Below are 19,124 nucleotides of genomic sequence, written 5' to 3' on the forward strand. Positions count from 1 at the left end.
GAGACCCTCTTTCTTAGTGTTCATCTGTCACGGGGATGAACCAGCAGCCGAATTCAGTCAGGTCTTCGTAGACGCGGAGATTACAGATTTGGAGTTCTTTTTTTATGAGGGAAGCGAGTGTGTCTGTTTCTGCATATGCGGAATAGCCTTGTCTGATTCGGGCTGCATGATCTTTTGCCAAGCGGCGTTCACTAAAAACCTCCATTTTCCCTTCCTCCCTTCAGAATCGTTGAAAATGTCTCATCTACAGTTTATAAAAAAGCGGAGAAAAAAGCGACAGATCTATGGAAAATTTTTAAAAATGACATAATTACGTCGCAAAAGAAATATGAATTTCGACAGACAATCTCGTATAAATCGTCAGTTCCTTTACTTCAGCTTTAAATTCCTTCTCATTTATGGTGTATATTTTGTTTTCAATCGTCCGTTTTAAAAGCTCCTTTGTTTTATACACGCTTTCAATATCCTTTGTGATGACTTCAGAAATATTATCTTTCACCTGTTCCTCAAATTTCATCTTGTCAGGCTGGGCGATTCTGTATTTTTCCCAATTAATCAGCTTCACATCAACACTTTGGATGAGAAGTCTTTGCTTATTATCCTCATTTAATTTATGAAGATCTTTCTGATAGATGGAGATTTGGTTTTTTAAATCCCGCGCGTGCTCCCGCTGCTTTTCAATTAACGTCACCTGTTCTTCCTGAAACGTTCCGTATGTAAACAGAAAGAACAGCCAGCTGATGATGGCTCCGCACATCATTCCCGCAAAAAAACGCTGCCATCCCGGTTTTTTATAATACTCGGGAATTCTCATGATGACATATTCTCCTGGGTCAGCCATGAAATAATCAGCCAGCCGGTCTGCGCGCCGCCCATTGCTGAAATAATTAAAAGAAGCTGTTTGAAGATGTCGCGCGTGTTGCCTTCCCACAGCCCCCGCTCGAAACTGTATACCGCGTCAAATGTTCCCCCTATGGCCGCGACAAGCGCCCAGATCTTCAGCCTGTTCGCCAATTTTGTGATCGCCGTCAGCGGGGGCTCGCCTGATAAATAAGCTCCGAGGCCGCCGATCAGCGCGCCGCCGAGCAACACACCGAGGGCGATAAAATAACTGCTGATGAAATTCGCCATAAAGCCGGCTTCCTGATCCATATATACACCACCTCACTTTTCTATCATATTGAGCGAAACGGACAAGTATGATGATGAGTCAAAAAAGAACATTTGTTTCTTAAGAAAACCCGTCTTATAATGTAGAAAGGCAAAATGAACGAATGGGAAAGGAGTGGCGGCATTGTCTTTTGTTCACCTGCAAGTACATAGCGGCTACAGCCTGTTAAACAGCGCCGCTTCTGTAAAAGAGCTTGTTACACAAGCGGAGGAACTCGGATATTCATCATTGGCGCTGACGGACGAAAATGTGATGTACGGCGCCATTGAGTTTTATAAAGCATGCAAATCAAACGGAATTAAGCCGATTATCGGTCTGACGGCTTCTATATACACGGACGATACGGAGCTTGAAGCACACCCGCTCATTCTTTTAGCGGAGACAAACACCGGTTATCAGAACCTGGTGAAAATCTCAAGTGCGCTGCAATCCATGGCAAAGGGCGGCATGAAGCGAAAATGGATGAAGAGCTATCATGAGGGGCTGATCGCCATTACGCCCGGTGAAAACGGGTACATTGAAAGCCTGCTTCAAGCCGGGAAGTTTGAAGAAGCGGTCCGGGCTGCCGAAGGATTCCGGGAGCTGTTCGGAGACGGCCGTTTTTATTTAGGGTACCAGCCGTTTAAAGGACATGAGACGTTATCAGAAGAGATTCTCCGCCTGTCAGCCGAGACGGAAATCGCTGTCTGCGCTGCGGGAGATGTCCGCTATATCAAGAAAGAAGATCAAGATGCGTACCGCTGTCTGTGCGCTATTAAAGCCGGAGAGAAATGGGAGGATCAGAGCGGGAATCTGCCGGACTTATACTTGAGGACGCCTGAAGAAATGGCAGAGCTTTACACGCGGCATCCGGAAGCGATTGAAGCGGCCGCCCGTATCGCCCGGCAATGCCGGGTCGATGTCAGCCTCGGACAGACACAGCTTCCGTCTTTTCCGGCGCCGGACGGCAAATCAGCCGATGACTATTTGGCGGAAGTCTGTCACGAGGGGCTGCGCCTCCGTTTCGGCACTCCTGATGAGCGCGCTGTCCGCCGGCTTGAATATGAGCTGGACGTCATCAGGCGCATGAAATTCAGTGATTATTTTCTCATCGTATGGGACTTTATGAAGTACGCGCATGAAAAGGGTATTGTGACAGGCCCGGGAAGGGGGTCCGCGGCAGGCTCGCTTGTCGCTTACTCGCTTTTCATTACCGACGTGGATCCGCTTAAACATTCTCTGCTGTTTGAGAGATTTCTTAATCCCGAGCGGATCAGCATGCCGGATATTGATATCGATTTCCCTGATACGAGAAGGGATGAGGTCATTCAGTATGTGCAAAATAAGTACGGGGCCATGCACGTCGCCCAGATTATCACCTTCGGGACATTGGCCGCAAAGGCGGCGTTAAGGGATACCGGGAGAGTGTTCGGAATCAGCCCGAAAGAAGCCGACCAGCTTGCCCGCCTGATCCCGTCGAAACCGGGAATGACGCTTGAGGAGGCAAGGCGGCAGTCCGCTCAGCTGAACAGGCGGCTGTCCGAATCCGCCGTTCTTCATAAAGTGTTTCAGATCGCAAGGAAAATCGAAGGTCTTCCGAGACACACGTCAACACACGCGGCCGGGGTCGTTCTCAGTAAAGAGCCGCTTTCGGAAGTTGTCCCTCTTCAAGAAGGGCATGACGGCGTGTATTTAACGCAGTATGCGATGGATCACCTGGAAGATCTCGGTCTTTTGAAAATGGACTTTTTAGGTTTGCGCAACCTGACGCTTATTGAATCCATTAAAACGATGATTGAAAAAGAGACGAATACGAAAATTGATTTTTCCGAGATTTCTTATCAGGATGAAAAAACGTTCTCGCTATTGTCAAACGGTGATACGACGGGTATTTTCCAGCTGGAATCATCAGGAATGAGAAACGTGCTGAAGCGCCTGAAGCCGTCAAGACTGGAAGACATTGTCGCGGTTAACGCGCTTTACAGGCCGGGACCGATGGAAAATATTCCGTTATTTATCGATCGGAAGCACGGACGGGCGCGTGTGGAAGTGCCGCACGAGGACGTAAGAAATATTCTCAGTGACACTTACGGCGTCATCGTCTATCAAGAACAGATAATGATGATCGCCTCGCGCATGGCAGGGTTTTCATTAGGTGAAGCGGATCTGCTCAGACGGGCTGTCAGTAAGAAGCAAAAGGACATTCTGGACAGAGAGCGAAGCCATTTTGTTGAAGGGTGCTTAAAAAAGGAGTATTCTGTAGTCACTGCAAACGAGGTCTACGATCTGATTGTAAAATTCGCTAACTACGGATTCAACAGAAGCCATGCTGTCGCATACAGCATGATCGGCTATCAGCTCGCCTATTTAAAGGCGCATTATCCGCTATATTTTATGTGCGGGCTGTTGACGAGCGTCATCGGCAATGAGGACAAAATATCGCAATATCTGCATGAAGCGAAGGGGAGCGGGATTCAAGTCCTTCCGCCGTCAATAAACAAAAGCGGTTTTCCGTTTGCGCCGGAAAACGGAGCCGTCAGATACAGTTTGCGGGCCGTTAAAAACGTAGGCGTCTCGGCAGTGAAAGATATTTATAAAGCAAGAACACATAAACCGTTCGAGGATCTTTTCGATTTCTGCTTTCGCGTACCTGCAAAAAGCGTGAATCGGAAAACCATCGAAGCCCTTATATTTTCTGGCGCCATGGACGAATTCAATCAAAATCGCGCCGCCTTGCTGGCCTCCGTTGATGTGGCTTTAGAGCACGCTGAACTTTTTCGTGCAGACGATGACCAAATGGGATTGTTTTTGGAAGAATCGTTTTCCATTAAGCCAAAATATGTAGAGGCTGAGGAATTTCCGCTCGTGGACAAGCTTCGGTTCGAAAAAGAAGCTCTCGGTGTTTATTTCTCAAGCCATCCTTTGTCTGCTTTCAGGGATCTCCTGAAAAAACGGGGGGCGCAAACGATCACAGCAGCGCGGCAGATGCCGAAGGGACAGCTGTCAATCGGCGCTTTGCTCGCGGGCATTAAAACGATTCGGACAAAGACAGGTCAGCATATGGCGTTTCTCACATTAAGCGATGAAACGGGAGAAATGGAAGCCGTCGTGTTTCCTGACCAATATAGAAGGCTGTCTCCGCTGTTAAAAGAAGGCGCGCTTTTATTCGCCGCCGGAAAAATGGAAGAGCGTCAGGAGAAGACACAATTCATCATGTCATCCGCCTCTCTTCTTGAACAGACGGAGACAGACAGAGCGCCGTCTGTTTACATCAAAATCGAAGGCAGCCGGCACAATCAGGAGTTTTTGGAAAAGATGAAGCGTATTTTACTGGAGCATAAAGGGGAAACCGGCGTTTATCTATATTATGAAAAAGACAAGCAGACGATCAGGCTGCCGGATACTTTTCATATTCAGGCGGACCATCAGGCGTTATACCGTTTAAAAGAGCTGCTGGGCCGCGAAAACGTCGTGTTAAAATAGTGGTAACAATAATCGTTTTGTTATACAATTGAAACAATTGTGCTATCTTATTTAAAGATTCTGAAATTTTTCACCTCCAGCGATTGTACCAGTCTATGCGGCAGAATATGTAACAAAGTACTTAAAAGGAGTGTTTAGAATGTCATTAAGAGAAGAAGCGTTACATTTACACAAAGTAAATCAAGGAAAGCTGGAATCAAAAGCAAAGGTAGAAGTCAGAAACGCGGACGACTTAAGCCTTGCCTACTCTCCCGGAGTAGCTGAGCCTTGTAAAGAGATTTATGACGATAAAAATAAAGTATATGATTATACAATGAAGGGGAACATGGTAGCAGTCGTAACAGACGGATCAGCCGTTCTCGGTCTCGGTAATATCGGGCCTGAAGCTTCACTTCCGGTCATGGAAGGGAAAGCGGTGCTGTTCAAAAGTTTCGCGGGCGTGGATGCATTCCCGATCGCGCTTGACACAAACGATGTGGACAAAATCATTGACACTGTGAAGCTGCTTGAACCGACATTCGGAGGTGTCAACCTTGAAGATATTGCGGCGCCGAACTGCTTCATTATCGAAGAGCGCCTGAAAAAAGAAACAAACATTCCGGTTTTCCACGATGATCAGCACGGCACTGCCATCGTAACCGTTGCCGGACTTGTAAACGCGCTGAAATTATCAGGAAAATCCATGTCATCCATTAAAGTTGTGGCAAACGGAGCGGGAGCGGCAGGCATCGCGATCATTAAGCTTCTTTACCATTTCGGCGTACGCGACATCGTGATGTGCGACTCTAAAGGAGCGATTTACGAAGGACGTCCGGCCGGCATGAACGCGGTGAAAAACGAAGTGGCCAAGTTTACAAACCAAGACCGCAACGACGGTTCGCTGCAGGATGTCATTAAAGATGCAGACGTCTTTATCGGCGTATCAGTCGAAGGCGCGCTGACGAAAGAAATGGTGGAGAGCATGGCGAAAGATCCGATTATCTTCGCAATGGCCAACCCGAATCCGGAAATCATGCCTGAAGACGCGCGCGCAGCCGGCGCTAGCGTAATCGGAACAGGCCGTTCTGATTTCCCGAACCAGGTTAACAACGTGCTGGCATTCCCTGGAATTTTCCGCGGGGCGCTTGACGTTCGCGCGACTCACATCAACGAAGAAATGAAAATTGCTGCGGTTGAAGCGATTGCTTCCCTTGTTTCAGAGGAAGAATTAAGCGCTGATTATGTCATCCCGGCTCCGTTTGACAAACGCGTGGCTCCTGCCGTTGCGAAAGCTGTTGCGAAAGCAGCGATGGAAACGGGCGTCGCCAGAATTACGGTCGATCCTGAAGAAGTGGCTGAAAAAACAAGACAGCTCACAGTCATCGGCGAATAATAACACAAAAATTGAAATGGCAGCGCGTTGGAAAAAACAACGCGCTGCTGTTCAATATACGGACTGCTGGCATTTTTTTAAGGGCAGGTCTTAAAAAAATTTCAGCAGAATCCTTATTTCTTTTGAAAACGCTGACAGATAAGGCTGAACAACGCTTTTTACGGTATGAAATCCGTCCGTTTCCGTCTGTTTTGCAGCAAAAAATGTCGAATGGAGGATGACACCGTTTGACAAAAAAAGTACAATAGTTTCGGTAAAGTTATTATTAAGTCTATCTAATCGGAAGACATGCAGTGAAGAGAACCCTTCACAAAAGGGAGGTAATCATTTGTTAAAGGATATATTCACAAAAAAGAAAAAATATGCTTCCGTGCCGTCTGAGCAGGCAAAACATGATGTTCCGGAAGGCATTATGACAAAGTGCCCCAAATGTAAAAAAATCATGCTCACAAAAGAGTTAGATAAAAACCTGCGCGTCTGCATGAACTGCGGGCACCATTTCCCGATGAATGCAAAGCAGCGCATTGAAAGCCTCCTGGATGAAGATTCATTCGAAGAATTCAACCAGGGAATGATATCTGAAAACCCGCTCGGTTTCCCGGAATACTTAGAAAAAATCGAAAAAGACCGTGAGAAAACATCGCTGAATGAAGCGGTGGTTACCGGCAAAGGAACCATCAGCGGATTCCCTGCCGTGATCGCGATCATGGATTCAACATTCCGAATGGGCAGCATGGGTTCGGTTGTCGGCGAAAAAATCACGCTTGCAATTGAAAAAGCAAAAGAGGAAAAAGTCCCGTTTATCATCTTTACCGCTTCCGGCGGCGCACGTATGCAGGAAGGGGTCTTAAGTCTTATGCAAATGGCAAAGACAAGCTCTGCATTAAAACTGTTCAGTGAGGAGCAGGGACTGATTATTTCTGTCATGACCCACCCGACGACAGGCGGCGTATCGGCCAGTTTCGCGTCTCTCGGTGATTATAATTTCGCTGAACCGGGCGCCTTGATCGGATTTGCAGGAAGACGTATTATTGAACAGACGATCGGGGAAAAACTGCCGGAAGATTTCCAGACGGCGGAATTTTTATTAAAGCACGGCCAGCTTGATGCGGTGATTCACCGAAACGACATGAAAGACAAACTCGCATTTCTGCTGGACATGCACCAAACAGGAGGTGAGCATGAGTGGCTGCAAGATTAGAATTTGAAAAACCGGTGATTGAACTGCAGACGAAAATTGCCGAACTGAAAAAATTCACCCAAGATTCGGAGATGGATTTAAGCGCTGAAATCGCAAGGCTTGAAGACCGGCTCAGCAAGCTCCAGGATGAGATTTATAAAAACCTGAAGCCGTGGGACAGAGTGCAGATCGCACGCCTTCCCGACCGGCCGACGACGCTTGATTACATTCAATATCTGTTTACCGACTTTTTTGAGTGCCACGGAGACAGAACATACGGAGATGATGCTGCGATTGTCGGCGGAGTCGCCAAATATCACGGCATGCCGGTCACCGTCATCGGACATCAGCGCGGAAAAGACACGAAAGAAAACCTTGTCCGCAATTTTGGGATGCCTCACCCTGAAGGCTACCGCAAAGCGCTTCGTCTCATGAAGCAGGCGGATAAGTTCAACCGCCCGATTATCTGCTTCATCGACACGAAAGGAGCGTACCCGGGTAAAGCGGCGGAGGAACGGGGACAAAGTGAAGCCATCGCCAAGAACCTGTTCGAGATGGCCGGCCTGACAGTGCCTGTCGTTTGTATCGTCATCGGGGAAGGCGGCAGCGGAGGCGCGCTTGCGTTAGGTGTGGGCAACCGCATGCTGATGCTTGAGAACTCGACGTATTCCGTTATTTCTCCTGAAGGAGCCGCATCTATTTTATGGAAAGACTCCAGCCTTGCGAAAAAAGCGGCCGAAACCATGAAGATTACTGCGCCCGATTTGTTAGAATTAGGAATTATTGATGATATGATTAAAGAAGTGAAGGGCGGAGCTCACCATGATATCAAGCAGCAGGCGGGCTACATTGACGGTATTCTTAAAGAAACGTTAAAATCTCTTCTTCGATTGAACGCCGAAGAGTTGATCTCACAGCGCTATGAAAAATATAAAGCAATCGGGAAAGTTTCGGTTGAGGATCAATATATCGGGGTAAACTGAATAGACGTGAAGCCTATGGCTCACGTTTATTTTTTGTGATTTTTGTGATATTCCTTAAATTTTATTTAAAAACAATTTATTTAATTGTATAATAGGTAAGGTTTCATGGGAGCTCAGGCGTCCCTTTTCATTGTTTTAGGGCAATGATCATGATATGTTTAACATATATAGTTGCTGAGGTGAATAGGAAATGAAGCGTATAGGAGTTTTAACGAGCGGCGGGGATTCCCCGGGTATGAACGCTGCGGTGCGCGCGGTTGTGCGGAAAGCTATCTACCACGACGTCGAAGTGTACGGAATTTATAACGGTTATTCAGGATTAATCAGCGGGAAAATAGAAAAACTGGAGCTGGGTTCGGTCGGTGACATCATCCACCGCGGCGGAACAAAGCTGTATACGGCCAGATGTCCTGAATTCAAAACAGTTGAAGGCCGTGAAAAAGGAATCGAAAATTTAAAGAAACTCGGCATTGAAGGTCTTGTCGTCATCGGCGGAGACGGTTCATACATGGGTGCGAAAAAATTAACGGAACACGGGTTTCCGTGTGTAGGTGTACCGGGTACGATAGATAATGACATCCCGGGAACTGATTTTACGATCGGATTTGATACGGCGTTAAACACCGTAATTGATGCGATTGATAAAATCCGTGACACCGCTACGTCTCATGAGCGTACATACGTTATTGAAGTGATGGGGCGCCATGCGGGCGACATTGCTTTATGGGCAGGTCTTGCAGGCGGAGCGGAATCAATTTTAATTCCTGAAGCGGACTACGATATGGAGGAAATTATCGGCCGTTTGAAGAGAGGGCACGACCGCGGCAAAAAACACAGTATCATCATCGTTGCAGAAGGGGTAGGCAGCGGGGTTGAATTCGGAAAACGCATCGAAGAAGAAACGAACCTTGAAACACGGGTATCCGTTTTAGGGCACATCCAGCGCGGCGGATCTCCAAGCGCTTCTGACCGGGTTCTTGCAAGCCGCCTCGGCGCTTACGCGGTTGAGCTTCTGCTTAAAGGAAAAGGCGGACGCTGCGTAGGTATACAAAACAACAAGCTTGTAGACCATGATATTATAGAAATTTTAGAATCAAAACATACTGTTGAACCAAACATGTATCAGCTTTCAAAAGAACTGTCTATTTAAGGCGGAAGAAGCTGAAGATTTCAGAAGGAAGTGAACGAGTTGAAAAAAACAAAAATCGTTTGTACAATCGGTCCGGCCAGTGAAAGTGTAGAAATGCTGACAAAATTGATGGAAGCGGGTATGAACGTTGCTCGTCTGAATTTTTCACACGGTGATTTCGAAGAGCACGGCGCAAGAATCAAAAACATCAGAGAAGCCAGCAAAAAGCTCGGCAAAAACGTGGGGATTCTCCTCGATACGAAAGGTCCGGAAATCCGCACGCACGATATGGAAAACGGCGCGCTTGAGCTTCAGGCGGGAAATGAAATTATCGTTTCTACGAAACAGGTGCTGGGAACGCTTGAAAAATTCTCAGTTTCTTATGAAGGCCTGGCAGACGACGTGTCAGCAGGGTCTATCATCCTGCTGGATGACGGTTTAATCGGATTGGAAGTGCTGGAATCAAATCCGGAAAAACACGAAATCAAAACAAAAATCTTAAACAGCGGCACGCTGAAAAATAAAAAAGGCGTAAACGTTCCCGGCGTCAGCGTCAACCTTCCCGGAATTACTGAAAAAGACGCCAAAGACATCATATTCGGTATCGAGCAAGGCGTTGATTTCATCGCTGCGTCATTTGTACGCCGTTCTACGGATGTCCTGGAAATCCGCGAACTGCTTGAAGAGCATAACGCGTCTGACATTCAAATCATTCCTAAGATCGAGAACCAGGAAGGCGTGGACAACCTGGATGCGATCCTGGAAGTATCTGACGGCCTAATGGTAGCGCGCGGAGACCTCGGCGTAGAGATTCCGGCCGAAGAAGTGCCGCTCGTGCAAAAAGAAATGATCAAAAAATGCAACGCGCTGGGCAAACCGGTTATTACTGCGACACAAATGCTAGACAGCATGCAGCGCAACCCTCGTCCGACACGTGCTGAAGCAAGTGACGTTGCCAACGCCATTTTCGATGGCACAGATGCGATCATGCTTTCCGGTGAGACGGCTGCGGGACAATATCCTGTTGAGGCGGTTCAAACAATGTTTAACATCGCCACACGCACGGAAGAATCTCTGAACTATAAAGAAATTCTGTCTAAACGCAGAGATCAGGTCGGCATGACGATTACTGATGCGATCGGCCAATCAGTTGCGCACACGGCGATCAATCTGAGTGCGGCAGCTATCGTGACGCCTACAGAAAGCGGCCATACGGCGCGTATGATCGCGAAATACCGTCCGCAGGCTCCGATTGTAGCCGTTACGGTTAATGAGTCTGTATCACGCAAACTCGGCCTTGTATTCGGTGTATTCCCGTCAAGCGGCCAAAACGCGAATTCTACAGATGAAATGCTTGAAGACGCGGTTCAAAAATCACTTGACAGCGGCATCGTGAAACGCGGTGATCTGATTGTCATTACAGCAGGTTCTGTCGGTGAATCAGGCACGACGAATCTGATGAAAGTCCACACTGTCGGCAGCATTATCGCGAAAGGGCAAGGCATCGGACGCAAATCTGCATTCGGTCCGGTCGTTGTTGCAAAAAATGCGAAAGAAGCTGAACAAAAAATGACAGACGGCGCAGTATTGGTTGCTTCAAGCACTGACCGCGACATGATCGCTTCACTTGAAAAAGCATCAGCGCTCATCACTGAAGAAGGCGGTCTGACAAGCCATGCAGCCGTTGTCGGTTTAAGCTTGGGCATTCCGGTTATCGTCGGCCTTGAGAACGCAACTTCAGTTTTAACAGAAGGACAGGTTATCACAGTTGACGCTGCCCGTGGCGCTGTGTATGAAGGCCGCGCAAGCGTTCTTTAAACAGCTTTAAAAAAGAGAGGGGGGTTCTCCCTTCTCTTTTGTCTTTAGGTTGATTTTCCTATTCCCATGCGGGCGGTGACGCGCTTTTAGAAGGGCAGGAGGGCAGAAAAATGAGAGTGTTATTCTTACTGTTTATCGTATGTCCGGCAATTGAAATCGGTTTGTTTCTGCTGGCGGGAAAATGGCTCGGTATTTTTCCGACCTTCCTTCTCATCATTTTGACAGGCGTGTTAGGCGCTTTGGTGGCAAAAAGACAGGGAACCGATGTGTATCATCGGGTGATGCGCGACCTGCAGCACGGCAAAATGCCGGGGGAAGCGCTTCTTGACGGAATATGCGTCTTTTTCGGAGGCCTGCTTTTGATGCTTCCGGGTTTTCTGTCCGATATTGCAGGGGCCTGTCTTCTGATTCCGTTCACTCGGAACCGCATGAAGCCGTTTTTGTTCAAATGGCTGAGAGGGATGTCAAAAAACAAGCGGATCATTATCAAATAAAAAACGGCAGCCTTCTTACAGGGCTGCTGTTTTTATTTGGATTGAACAGTAATATAGGCCCATATTTCTTTTAGAGCGCCCGTTGTGATAAAGGCCTGAATGAAAACGAGCAGCGCGGGCCCGGCAGCCAGTCCTAAAATTCCGAACAATTTAAAGCCGGCAAACAGGGCGATTAAGGTCGCAAGCGGATCAAGTCCGATTGACTTGCTTAAAATTTTCGGCTCCGTCAGCTGGCGCTGAATGAGAACCACAATATATAAAACACCGAGACCGATCGCTTGAGGAAGCTGACCGGCAATGGCCAAATACATAATCCAGGGAACAAAGACCGACCCGGCGCCGAGATACGGGAGCAGATCAACCAGGCCGATAAAAAAGGCGATGGTTGCCGCATGCTCAATCCCTAAAAGAAAAAGTCCGATAAAGACAATGATCATCGTGAAAAGTATGAGCACGGCCTGCGCCTTAATGAAACCTGCCATCGCTTTTTTCAGCTCTCCCGATACGGCCTTGGCGTTTGCCGAAACCCGTTCCGGAAAAATGGAATAAAGCAGCGCCTTCAGCTTATGCCAGTCCTTTGTCATAAAAAAAGTCGCCAGCATTGCGAAAATGAAGACGGCAGCTGTATTGGGAAGGAAAGCAATCCATTTCGGCACCAGCTCCAAAAGATGTGAAAGCATGAGTCCCGCATTTTTAGCGGCTGTATCACCGAGGGTCTGAATATGCGTCACGATGGAGGCCTGCTGATTGGTTTCCAGCCCGTTAAATAGGACGGTCAGCTCGTGGTACAATGGCTGAATGCGGGAAGTGAACAGCTCTTCGCAATACGTCATAAAGGCGCTGATATGGGGAGGGAGCGTTTTGGCCAGATAGGCGGTTCCCGAAATGATTTCCGCAACGAGAAATGTTGCCGCGCCGAGAAGAATAAGCAAAAAGAAGACCAGGACAATGACTGTATTGACTGACCGGGGCAGCCCCGTCAGTTTGTCCAGCCAGTCAACAACGGGAATGATCGCTGATGACAGAATAAGGGCGATCAGAAACGGATAAGTTAACGGAAATGAGGCGTAACCGGCCGCTAAAGCGCCGCCGGCCGCAGCGAGTACAAACAGCGCGCGGAAAAAAACAGTTGCATAGTGCGGATTCACATCGATCCTCCTCTCGGTCGGCACGTCCTATTACATTAGTTTATTCGTCAAAAAAAAGGATATGATTACAGATATGATGAAAGAGGGTGCTTTCAGGATGTTTACACAGGCGAATTTATTTTTACTATTATTGCTGGCCATCGCATTGGTAGCCAAAAATCAGTCATTGCTTTTTGCCGTCGGCTTTCTCATTGTGATAAAAGCTGTCGGTCTTGATCAGAAACTATTTCCGGTTATTCAGTCAAAAGGCATCAACTGGGGGGTCACCGTCATTACAATCGCCGTTTTAGTGCCGATTGCCACAGGTGATATCGGTTTTAAACAGCTCGGAGAAGCGATGAAATCATATTATGCGTGGATCGCTCTCGGTGCCGGGATCGCGGTTGCCTTAATCGCCAAAAACGGTCTCACCTTATTGGAAAACGACCCTCATATTACAACGGCGCTGGTCATCGGCACGATACTTGCCGTCGCGCTTTTCGGAGGCGTCGCCGTCGGCCCGTTAATCGGCGCCGGAATCGCCTACTTGGCCATGCAAATCGTTAAAATATTCACTTCATAAAGTAAAAAAGCGGCGTAAAGCTGCTTTTTTTTGCGGGTGAAAATAAGAGTTTGCAGGGCATTTTGTAGTTCAGACAAATGCCATTTGCATTATTCCGAGGAATGAAGTGGCTTACCATGTAACAAAGAACTTCGGAATCGCCGGCGCATATTGTGCGATGACAGCGGATGCAGTAAGGCGGTTCCAATTGATGAATGGATTAAAAGCTGATGGAATTTATGCACTTGAACCAAATCAAAACTTGAAGTGTTGTTAAAATAAGCGGAGACCCTTTCCTTCAATTTGAAAGTTTGTTAAATTTATAATGAGAATGAAAAAACACAATTCGGTTGGTAGTCCGGATGCATTATTTAAAATGTCAGTAACCTTCCCCTCCTCGGGATGTCCATCATTCTTCAGTAAATTTAGGAGGAGGGAATCGTTATGAAATTAACGGTTTACTACGATGGTCAGTTTTGGGTAGGAGTCATTGAAGTTGTGAATGATGGGAAATTAAGAGCCATTCGTCATTTGTTTGGACAAGAGCCCAAGGATTCAGAAATCATGCATTTTGTTCATAATCAACTTTTACAGACTCTCTCCCGTACTGAACAAGCAGGGGTTTGTGTTAAAGCAAAATCTAAGAAGTTAAACCCAAAAAGATTACAACGGCAAGCTTCTGAAGAGATGAAAAATATCGGGATATCAACTAAGGCGCAAAAAGCGATAAAACAGGAGCTTGAAGCAAGAAAAGAAAAGAAAAAACAACTGAACAGAAAACAAAGAGAAAAAATAAAGGAACAAAAATATTTAATCAGAAAACAAAAAGCAAAAGAAAAGCATAGGGGCAAATAGTTGGAGAACCCGAAGCCCTTCGATTAAAAAGTTGAGCGGCATCAGTTTTTTCTTCGGACTGATTTAGAAAAAAGAAGCAGAAATCGAGCCCTTCTCGAGATGAGGAGGGTTTTTCTGCATTTATTTAACTTCACCTACATCAGTAAATGAGTCAGTTTCAATTGATGAACGGTTTGATGAGGATATTTACGGGCCGACAACAGCGCAAATGCAGTCAAACGATTCCAGTCCATGTACGGCATGACTGCTGACGGCATTTATGGACCAAAGAAAAAGATGAAAATCAGCGTTAAAGAAACAAGAAAAATTAGATAAAGAACGAAAAAAATTTCTAAATATAGTTGGATTGATATATTATTGAATCCTGCATATGTGATAACAATAGTAGCTTTAAATAGGTGTAACAGTAGGTTTGGGTTTTAATATTTGAGTAGGGGGAAATAATGCTATGATTTAGAAGTTTTTCGTGTGCTGAAAGATGGTAACATTTTATCTTACGTAATAATTGAAGATACTCGAAAGCCATTTACAGAAGAAGACAAAAAAATAGCACCATTGTGTTATATGGATGAAGAAGATATTAATGCAATTTTAAATGTTTTTAAGATTTCAATTGTTAATGATGAAAAATTAAATGAAGATGATTCAATTTTTATAAGATCTTACTTTTCCGAATTTGTTAATCATACAAATTTAACGAATTTTATTATTAAAGAATATGTTCAAAAGAATTTATATGATTACGATGATGAAGATGACATCATTTTCTTTAATAGAATTTTACGTAGTATAGGATCAGATGATGTTATCAAAGAATTTGACGATATAAATTGGATTTATTTATCTCAAGATTGATTTCTTATTTAGATTTTGGAGTACAGAAGATAATTTCTGTACTCCTTTTTAAGGCAAAAAATAGACTTCTAGTTTCTCTTTATAGCATAAATATACTTGACGAAAATCGTAAGTTTAGCATCCGCAAGGGTGTATATAAGTGTTTTATTCATGGATGTTCTATTTCCAAAATCGCTATCACTTTTTGTTATTTTCGGTTAATTAGGAAAATTGCGGTATTTTTTCGTTTACAGAAAATAAGAAATTAGTGGAAAATAAATCAAAAGAGGAGGAGGGGAATGCATGGACCAAGTATTACCGTCTTCACATGTAGGCGTTAAAATTAACGAGTGGTACAAGATGATTCGTCAATTTAGTGTGCCAGACGCGGAAATTTTAAAAGCCGAAGTGGAAAACGAAATAAAAGAAATGGAAGAAGACGAGTATTTACTTATTTATTACTCGCTCATGACTTTTCGTCATCAACTTATGCTGGATTATCTAAACCCAGAAATAAAGTATAGGTCTGATAGGCCAACCACCACAGAACTACTTGAGAAGATTGAGAAACCACAAAAAACACTTACCGGCCTCTTAAAATATTACTCGCATTTTTTTCGTGGAATGTACGAATTTGATCAGAAGCAATATGTAGAAGCAATTAATTTTTATCGTAAAGCAGAGATGGAAATTCATCATGTCTCTGATGAAATAGAACAAGCTGAGTTTCATTTTAAGTTGGCAGAGGCTTATTATAATATGAAACAAACGCACGTATCCATGCATCATATTCTAAAAGCGTTAGAAATTTATGATCGAAATCCGCTTTATACCGTCCGAAAAATTCAAAGTTTATTTGTAATTGTGGGTAATTATCTTGATTTTAAACATTACGAAAAAGGATTACAGCATCTTAAGGAAGCCTTGAAGCTTTCGCAAGAATTTGGTCATAAAAGGTTGATTTCCTCTGCTCTTTATAATTTGGGTGAAAGTTATCACTACATGGGACAAGAAGAAAAGGCCGAAGCGTATTTGAGACAAGCAATTGAGATTGGTGAAGAAATGAAATTGAGAACTCTGCCCCATTCATATTATTCACTTTCCATAGTATTATTTAAACAAAAGAAAACAGCCGCGGCAGGCCAAGCTTTAAAAGAAGGTTTAAAAACAGCAGTAAAATATGACGACAATTTGTTTTGCTTATTAACAGAGTTTTTATACGTTTTATTTGCTGAACCCATTAACAAAGAAAGCCTTGAGGAAATTTTAAGTAAGCTTGAAAATATTCATATGTATTCGTATGTCGAAGAGTTAACACTTTTAACAGCAAATTTTTTCAAAGAAATGAAGGACTTTGAAATGGCTACAATTTTTTATGATAAGATGGTGGAGTCTCAACTTCAAATACAGCGGGGGGATTGTTTGTATGAATATTAAAAAAGCAATTTGTTTCTCTGTCTCTGCTTTCGCTATTACGTTCGGTGTAATTGCTTTTGTAGGAAACACGACTCATCTTCATCATAATGCAGCCAAAACTGATAACGAGGTAATACAACTAGCTGCGCGACTGCAAACATGATTTCGAAACTAAAAAAGATGTGGCCTTTTAAAAGGTTGCATCTTTTTTTATTGTCAAGTATTTTTGTTTTTTCTCTTATTAAAAAAACATTAATTTCATAATAATATAGGTGGGGATAAACAAACAAATGACTAGCAGCAGAAAACCTAAGGAACTAACATAATAAACGATGACACCACAAATTATTGCGTTTATTATTGTCAAAATCAATTCCCTCATTTTCCACCCCCCTATTTCAAATCATAGCTTAAATAACTCAAAAAAAGGCAGCGTTTTCAAAAACAAACTTAAACGTGTATTTGAAAGGAGAAAGACCTGTGGGTTTTTAAGAACCAACAAGTCTTTGGTGATCGGTATTATTTCCTGGTCACTGGTGTTTAGTGGGTTTACTTTGGCTTTTGCCACAGAAAAGGAAGAGGGTAATAGAGGAAATATTGTTACCTCCGATTTAGACCCTAATGTGAGTATTGAAAATTTGATGGTTTATCATACTGCTGGATTAAATTAATGTGCCTCAAGCAATGTCTTGAAAAATGCAGCTTATGTTCAGGCGAAATGGGACGGGCAATTGAAACCATATTATACGATACCGGCTTATGCAGTTGCTTCGGCGGCATCAGGTGGTATAGGTATGTACCATATTACAAGATATTTGACTGCAACTTTTAATTTAGGCGGGGGCTTCGGCTGTTGCATTTACAAGTATAGTAACAGGTTATGTTGCTTCAAAGGGTGATATTCGTTTGAAGTCCGCAGAAAAATACACATGGATCGTTATATACACAAAAGCGAAATAAGAAGTAACAACAAAGATATTTATAAGAAAATTTGAGCCAACTAAAACCAAGACATGGATTTCCGAAGCTGATCCGAACATTGATTCAGTCAAGTAAACAAAATCCCTCCTTCTCCGGTAAAGAAGGAGGGATTTGCGGTGAAGTTGTTGCGCCTGTCCTTTTAAAGTTTCCCCAAAGCTCCCCCAAATGAAAACATGAGAATACATGGTTTTACAAAGCATCTGAAAGCAAGCGATTAAATTTATCAACGCCAAGCCTTGATATATAGGGCTTTTAAAACATTTTTAGTTAAAAGTCTACAAATTAATCAGATTATTGTTTATAATAAGAATAGGCTTAAACTTAAATAAGCTTATAAGAATTTGTTATGTTCCTCTATAAGCATACCGGTTATGTAACCGCAACCAGTGAAATGTAAGCATTTTCTTAAAGGGGAAAGGGATTGTTTGCATGACTCATTTTAAGTAAGCCGTATGTTTTATATACTCTTTAAAGGGGAATTTTGATTGAAAAGGAGAGGTTGAATATGACAGCAACACGCGGTCTTGAAGGGGTTGTAGCAACAACATCATCTGTAAGCTCTATTATCGACGATACCCTTACATATGTAGGGTACGATATTGACGACTTGACAGAGAATGCAAGTTTTGAAGAAATCATTTATTTGCTGTGGCATCTGCGCCTGCCGAATAAAACGGAACTTGCTGAACTGAAAAAACAGCTTGCGAAAGAAGCTGCCGTTCCACAAGAAATCATTGAGCACTTCAAATCCTATCCCCTCAATAACGTACATCCAATGGCTGCGCTCCGGACGGCGATTTCATTACTCGGTCTGACTGACAGTGAAGCCGATGTCATGAATCCGGAAGCGAACTACAGAAAAGCCATCCGTCTGCAGGCGAAAGTGCCGGGCATTGTCGCCGCTTTCTCAAGAATCCGCAAAGGACTTGATCCTGTTGAACCGAAGGAAGAGTACGGAATCGCGGAGAACTTCCTTTACACCTTAAACGGTGAAGAGCCTTCTCCGATCGAAGTGGAAGCGTTTAACAAAGCGCTCATTCTTCATGCGGATCATGAGCTGAATGCATCAACATTTACGGCGAGAGTATGTGTCGCCACCTTATCTGATATTTACTCAGGCATCACTGCCGCCATCGGCGCTTTAAAAGGACCGCTTCACGGCGGAGCCAATGAAGCCGTCATGAAAATGCTGACAGAAATCGGCGAAGTGGAAAACGCCGAGCCTTATATCCGCAGCAAAATGGAGAAAAAGGAAAAAGTAATGGGCTTCGGACACCGTGTGTATAAGCATGGAGACCCGCGCGCCAAACACTTAAAAGAAATGAGCAAACGCCTGACGAATCTGACGGGTGAAAGCAAATGGTACGAGATGTCAATCCGTGTCGAAGAAATCGTGACGTCGGAGAAAAAACTTCCGCCTAACGTTGATTTCTATTCCGCATCTGTCTACCACAGTCTCGGCATTGATCACGATCTGTTCACGCCGATCTTTGCGGTCAGCAGAATGTCAGGATGGATCGCCCATATTCTTGAACAATACGATAACAACCGCCTCATCCGCCCGCGCGCTGATTACACGGGTCCGGATAAGCAGACTTTTGTTCCGATTGATGAAAGAGCCTGATCAAACGGGAGGCTGGTGATTTTCATGTCGTTAGCCTCTTGTTAATCAAGCCCGGATTGGTTTACAATTTTGATAGAATCTTGAGAAAAGTCATTTTATTTTTTATACAAGAAAAA

At 44.4% G+C, this 19,124-nt stretch carries 18 protein-coding genes and 2 pseudogenes; 16 read left to right on the top strand and 4 right to left on the bottom strand.

The window, feature by feature from the left end; all coding sequences use genetic code 11:
* Positions 1-13: 13 nt before the first annotated feature.
* From C5I45_RS05955 to C5I45_RS05965, 3 genes are all read right to left on the bottom strand, one after another.
* Positions 14-205, bottom strand: a complete 192-nt coding sequence (locus C5I45_RS05955; RefSeq protein ID WP_003152436.1) for a YtzJ family protein — start codon at positions 203-205, stop codon at positions 14-16.
* 105 nt (positions 206-310) lie between these two features.
* Positions 311-814 carry a sporulation membrane protein YtrI gene (gene ytrI / locus C5I45_RS05960; protein WP_003152437.1) on the bottom strand — a complete coding sequence of 168 codons (504 nt, stop codon included), beginning with the start codon at positions 812-814 and terminating at the stop codon, positions 311-313.
* The gene (locus C5I45_RS05965; protein ID WP_017418353.1) at positions 811-1,152 is read right to left on the bottom strand and encodes a sporulation membrane protein YtrH; all 342 of its coding nucleotides are present in this window, start codon (positions 1,150-1,152) and stop codon (positions 811-813) included. The genes ytrI and C5I45_RS05965 overlap by 4 nt, the downstream gene beginning before the upstream one ends.
* 142 nt (positions 1,153-1,294) lie before the next feature.
* Here C5I45_RS05965 and dnaE point away from each other — a divergent pair, with 142 nt between their 5' ends.
* The 7 genes from dnaE (at position 1,295) to C5I45_RS06000 (ending at position 11,609) form a co-directional block, all read left to right on the top strand.
* Positions 1,295-4,633, top strand: a complete 3,339-nt coding sequence (gene dnaE / locus C5I45_RS05970) for a DNA polymerase III subunit alpha (protein WP_107994272.1) — start codon at positions 1,295-1,297, stop codon at positions 4,631-4,633.
* Between the two features lie 139 nt (positions 4,634-4,772).
* Positions 4,773-6,005 carry an NADP-dependent malic enzyme gene (locus tag C5I45_RS05975; protein WP_003152440.1) on the top strand — a complete coding sequence of 411 codons (1,233 nt, stop codon included), beginning with the start codon at positions 4,773-4,775 and terminating at the stop codon, positions 6,003-6,005.
* A gap of 328 nt (positions 6,006-6,333) precedes the next feature.
* Complete coding sequence (accD, locus tag C5I45_RS05980; protein ID WP_003152441.1) at positions 6,334-7,206, top strand: acetyl-CoA carboxylase, carboxyltransferase subunit beta; 873 nt, start codon at positions 6,334-6,336, stop codon at positions 7,204-7,206.
* The gene (gene accA, locus C5I45_RS05985) at positions 7,191-8,168 is read left to right on the top strand and encodes an acetyl-CoA carboxylase carboxyl transferase subunit alpha (protein WP_003152442.1); all 978 of its coding nucleotides are present in this window, start codon (positions 7,191-7,193) and stop codon (positions 8,166-8,168) included. The genes accD and accA overlap by 16 nt, the downstream gene beginning before the upstream one ends.
* Positions 8,169-8,358: 190 nt before the next feature.
* Positions 8,359-9,318, top strand: coding sequence for a 6-phosphofructokinase (pfkA, locus tag C5I45_RS05990; protein WP_003152443.1), 960 nt, complete (start codon positions 8,359-8,361; stop codon positions 9,316-9,318).
* 39 nt (positions 9,319-9,357) lie between these two features.
* Positions 9,358-11,115, top strand: a complete 1,758-nt coding sequence (gene pyk / locus C5I45_RS05995) for a pyruvate kinase (protein ID WP_014305569.1) — start codon at positions 9,358-9,360, stop codon at positions 11,113-11,115.
* Between the two features lie 110 nt (positions 11,116-11,225).
* Positions 11,226-11,609, top strand: coding sequence for an FxsA family protein (locus tag C5I45_RS06000; protein ID WP_003152445.1), 384 nt, complete (start codon positions 11,226-11,228; stop codon positions 11,607-11,609).
* Positions 11,610-11,641: 32 nt separating this feature from the next.
* Here the strand turns inward: C5I45_RS06000 and ytvI are convergent, their stop codons facing one another.
* Complete coding sequence (ytvI, locus tag C5I45_RS06005) at positions 11,642-12,757, bottom strand: sporulation integral membrane protein YtvI (protein WP_003152446.1); 1,116 nt, start codon at positions 12,755-12,757, stop codon at positions 11,642-11,644.
* A 97-nt stretch (positions 12,758-12,854) separates the two neighbouring features.
* On the opposite strand from ytvI, the gene C5I45_RS06010 reads away from it, so the two are divergent.
* From C5I45_RS06010 to citZ, 9 genes and pseudogenes are all read left to right on the top strand, one after another.
* Complete coding sequence (locus C5I45_RS06010) at positions 12,855-13,319, top strand: DUF441 domain-containing protein (RefSeq protein WP_003152447.1); 465 nt, start codon at positions 12,855-12,857, stop codon at positions 13,317-13,319.
* Positions 13,320-13,443: 124 nt separating this feature from the next.
* Positions 13,444-13,580, top strand: a pseudogene (locus C5I45_RS19735) (peptidoglycan-binding domain-containing protein); the annotation flags it as partial.
* A 162-nt stretch (positions 13,581-13,742) separates the two neighbouring features.
* The gene (locus C5I45_RS06020) at positions 13,743-14,153 is read left to right on the top strand and encodes a YjdF family protein (RefSeq protein ID WP_025853235.1); all 411 of its coding nucleotides are present in this window, start codon (positions 13,743-13,745) and stop codon (positions 14,151-14,153) included.
* 201 nt (positions 14,154-14,354) lie between these two features.
* Positions 14,355-14,468, top strand: a pseudogene (locus C5I45_RS06025) (peptidoglycan-binding domain-containing protein); the annotation flags it as partial.
* A gap of 153 nt (positions 14,469-14,621) precedes the next feature.
* Positions 14,622-15,008, top strand: coding sequence for a terpene synthase (locus tag C5I45_RS06030; RefSeq protein WP_107994273.1), 387 nt, complete (start codon positions 14,622-14,624; stop codon positions 15,006-15,008).
* A 282-nt stretch (positions 15,009-15,290) separates the two neighbouring features.
* The gene (locus C5I45_RS06035) at positions 15,291-16,424 is read left to right on the top strand and encodes a Rap family tetratricopeptide repeat protein (RefSeq protein WP_025853231.1); all 1,134 of its coding nucleotides are present in this window, start codon (positions 15,291-15,293) and stop codon (positions 16,422-16,424) included.
* Positions 16,414-16,566 carry a hypothetical protein gene (locus C5I45_RS19740; protein WP_017418344.1) on the top strand — a complete coding sequence of 51 codons (153 nt, stop codon included), beginning with the start codon at positions 16,414-16,416 and terminating at the stop codon, positions 16,564-16,566. The genes C5I45_RS06035 and C5I45_RS19740 overlap by 11 nt, the downstream gene beginning before the upstream one ends.
* 169 nt (positions 16,567-16,735) lie before the next feature.
* Positions 16,736-17,074, top strand: coding sequence for a hypothetical protein (locus C5I45_RS19630; RefSeq protein ID WP_032859290.1), 339 nt, complete (start codon positions 16,736-16,738; stop codon positions 17,072-17,074).
* An 815-nt stretch (positions 17,075-17,889) separates the two neighbouring features.
* The gene (gene citZ / locus C5I45_RS06040) at positions 17,890-19,008 is read left to right on the top strand and encodes a citrate synthase (protein WP_003152453.1); all 1,119 of its coding nucleotides are present in this window, start codon (positions 17,890-17,892) and stop codon (positions 19,006-19,008) included.
* Positions 19,009-19,124 lie beyond the last annotated feature (116 nt).

Source organism: Bacillus sp. ZY-1-1 (assembly GCF_003047165.1).
Classification (GTDB): Bacteria; Bacillota; Bacilli; order Bacillales; family Bacillaceae; genus Bacillus; species Bacillus velezensis.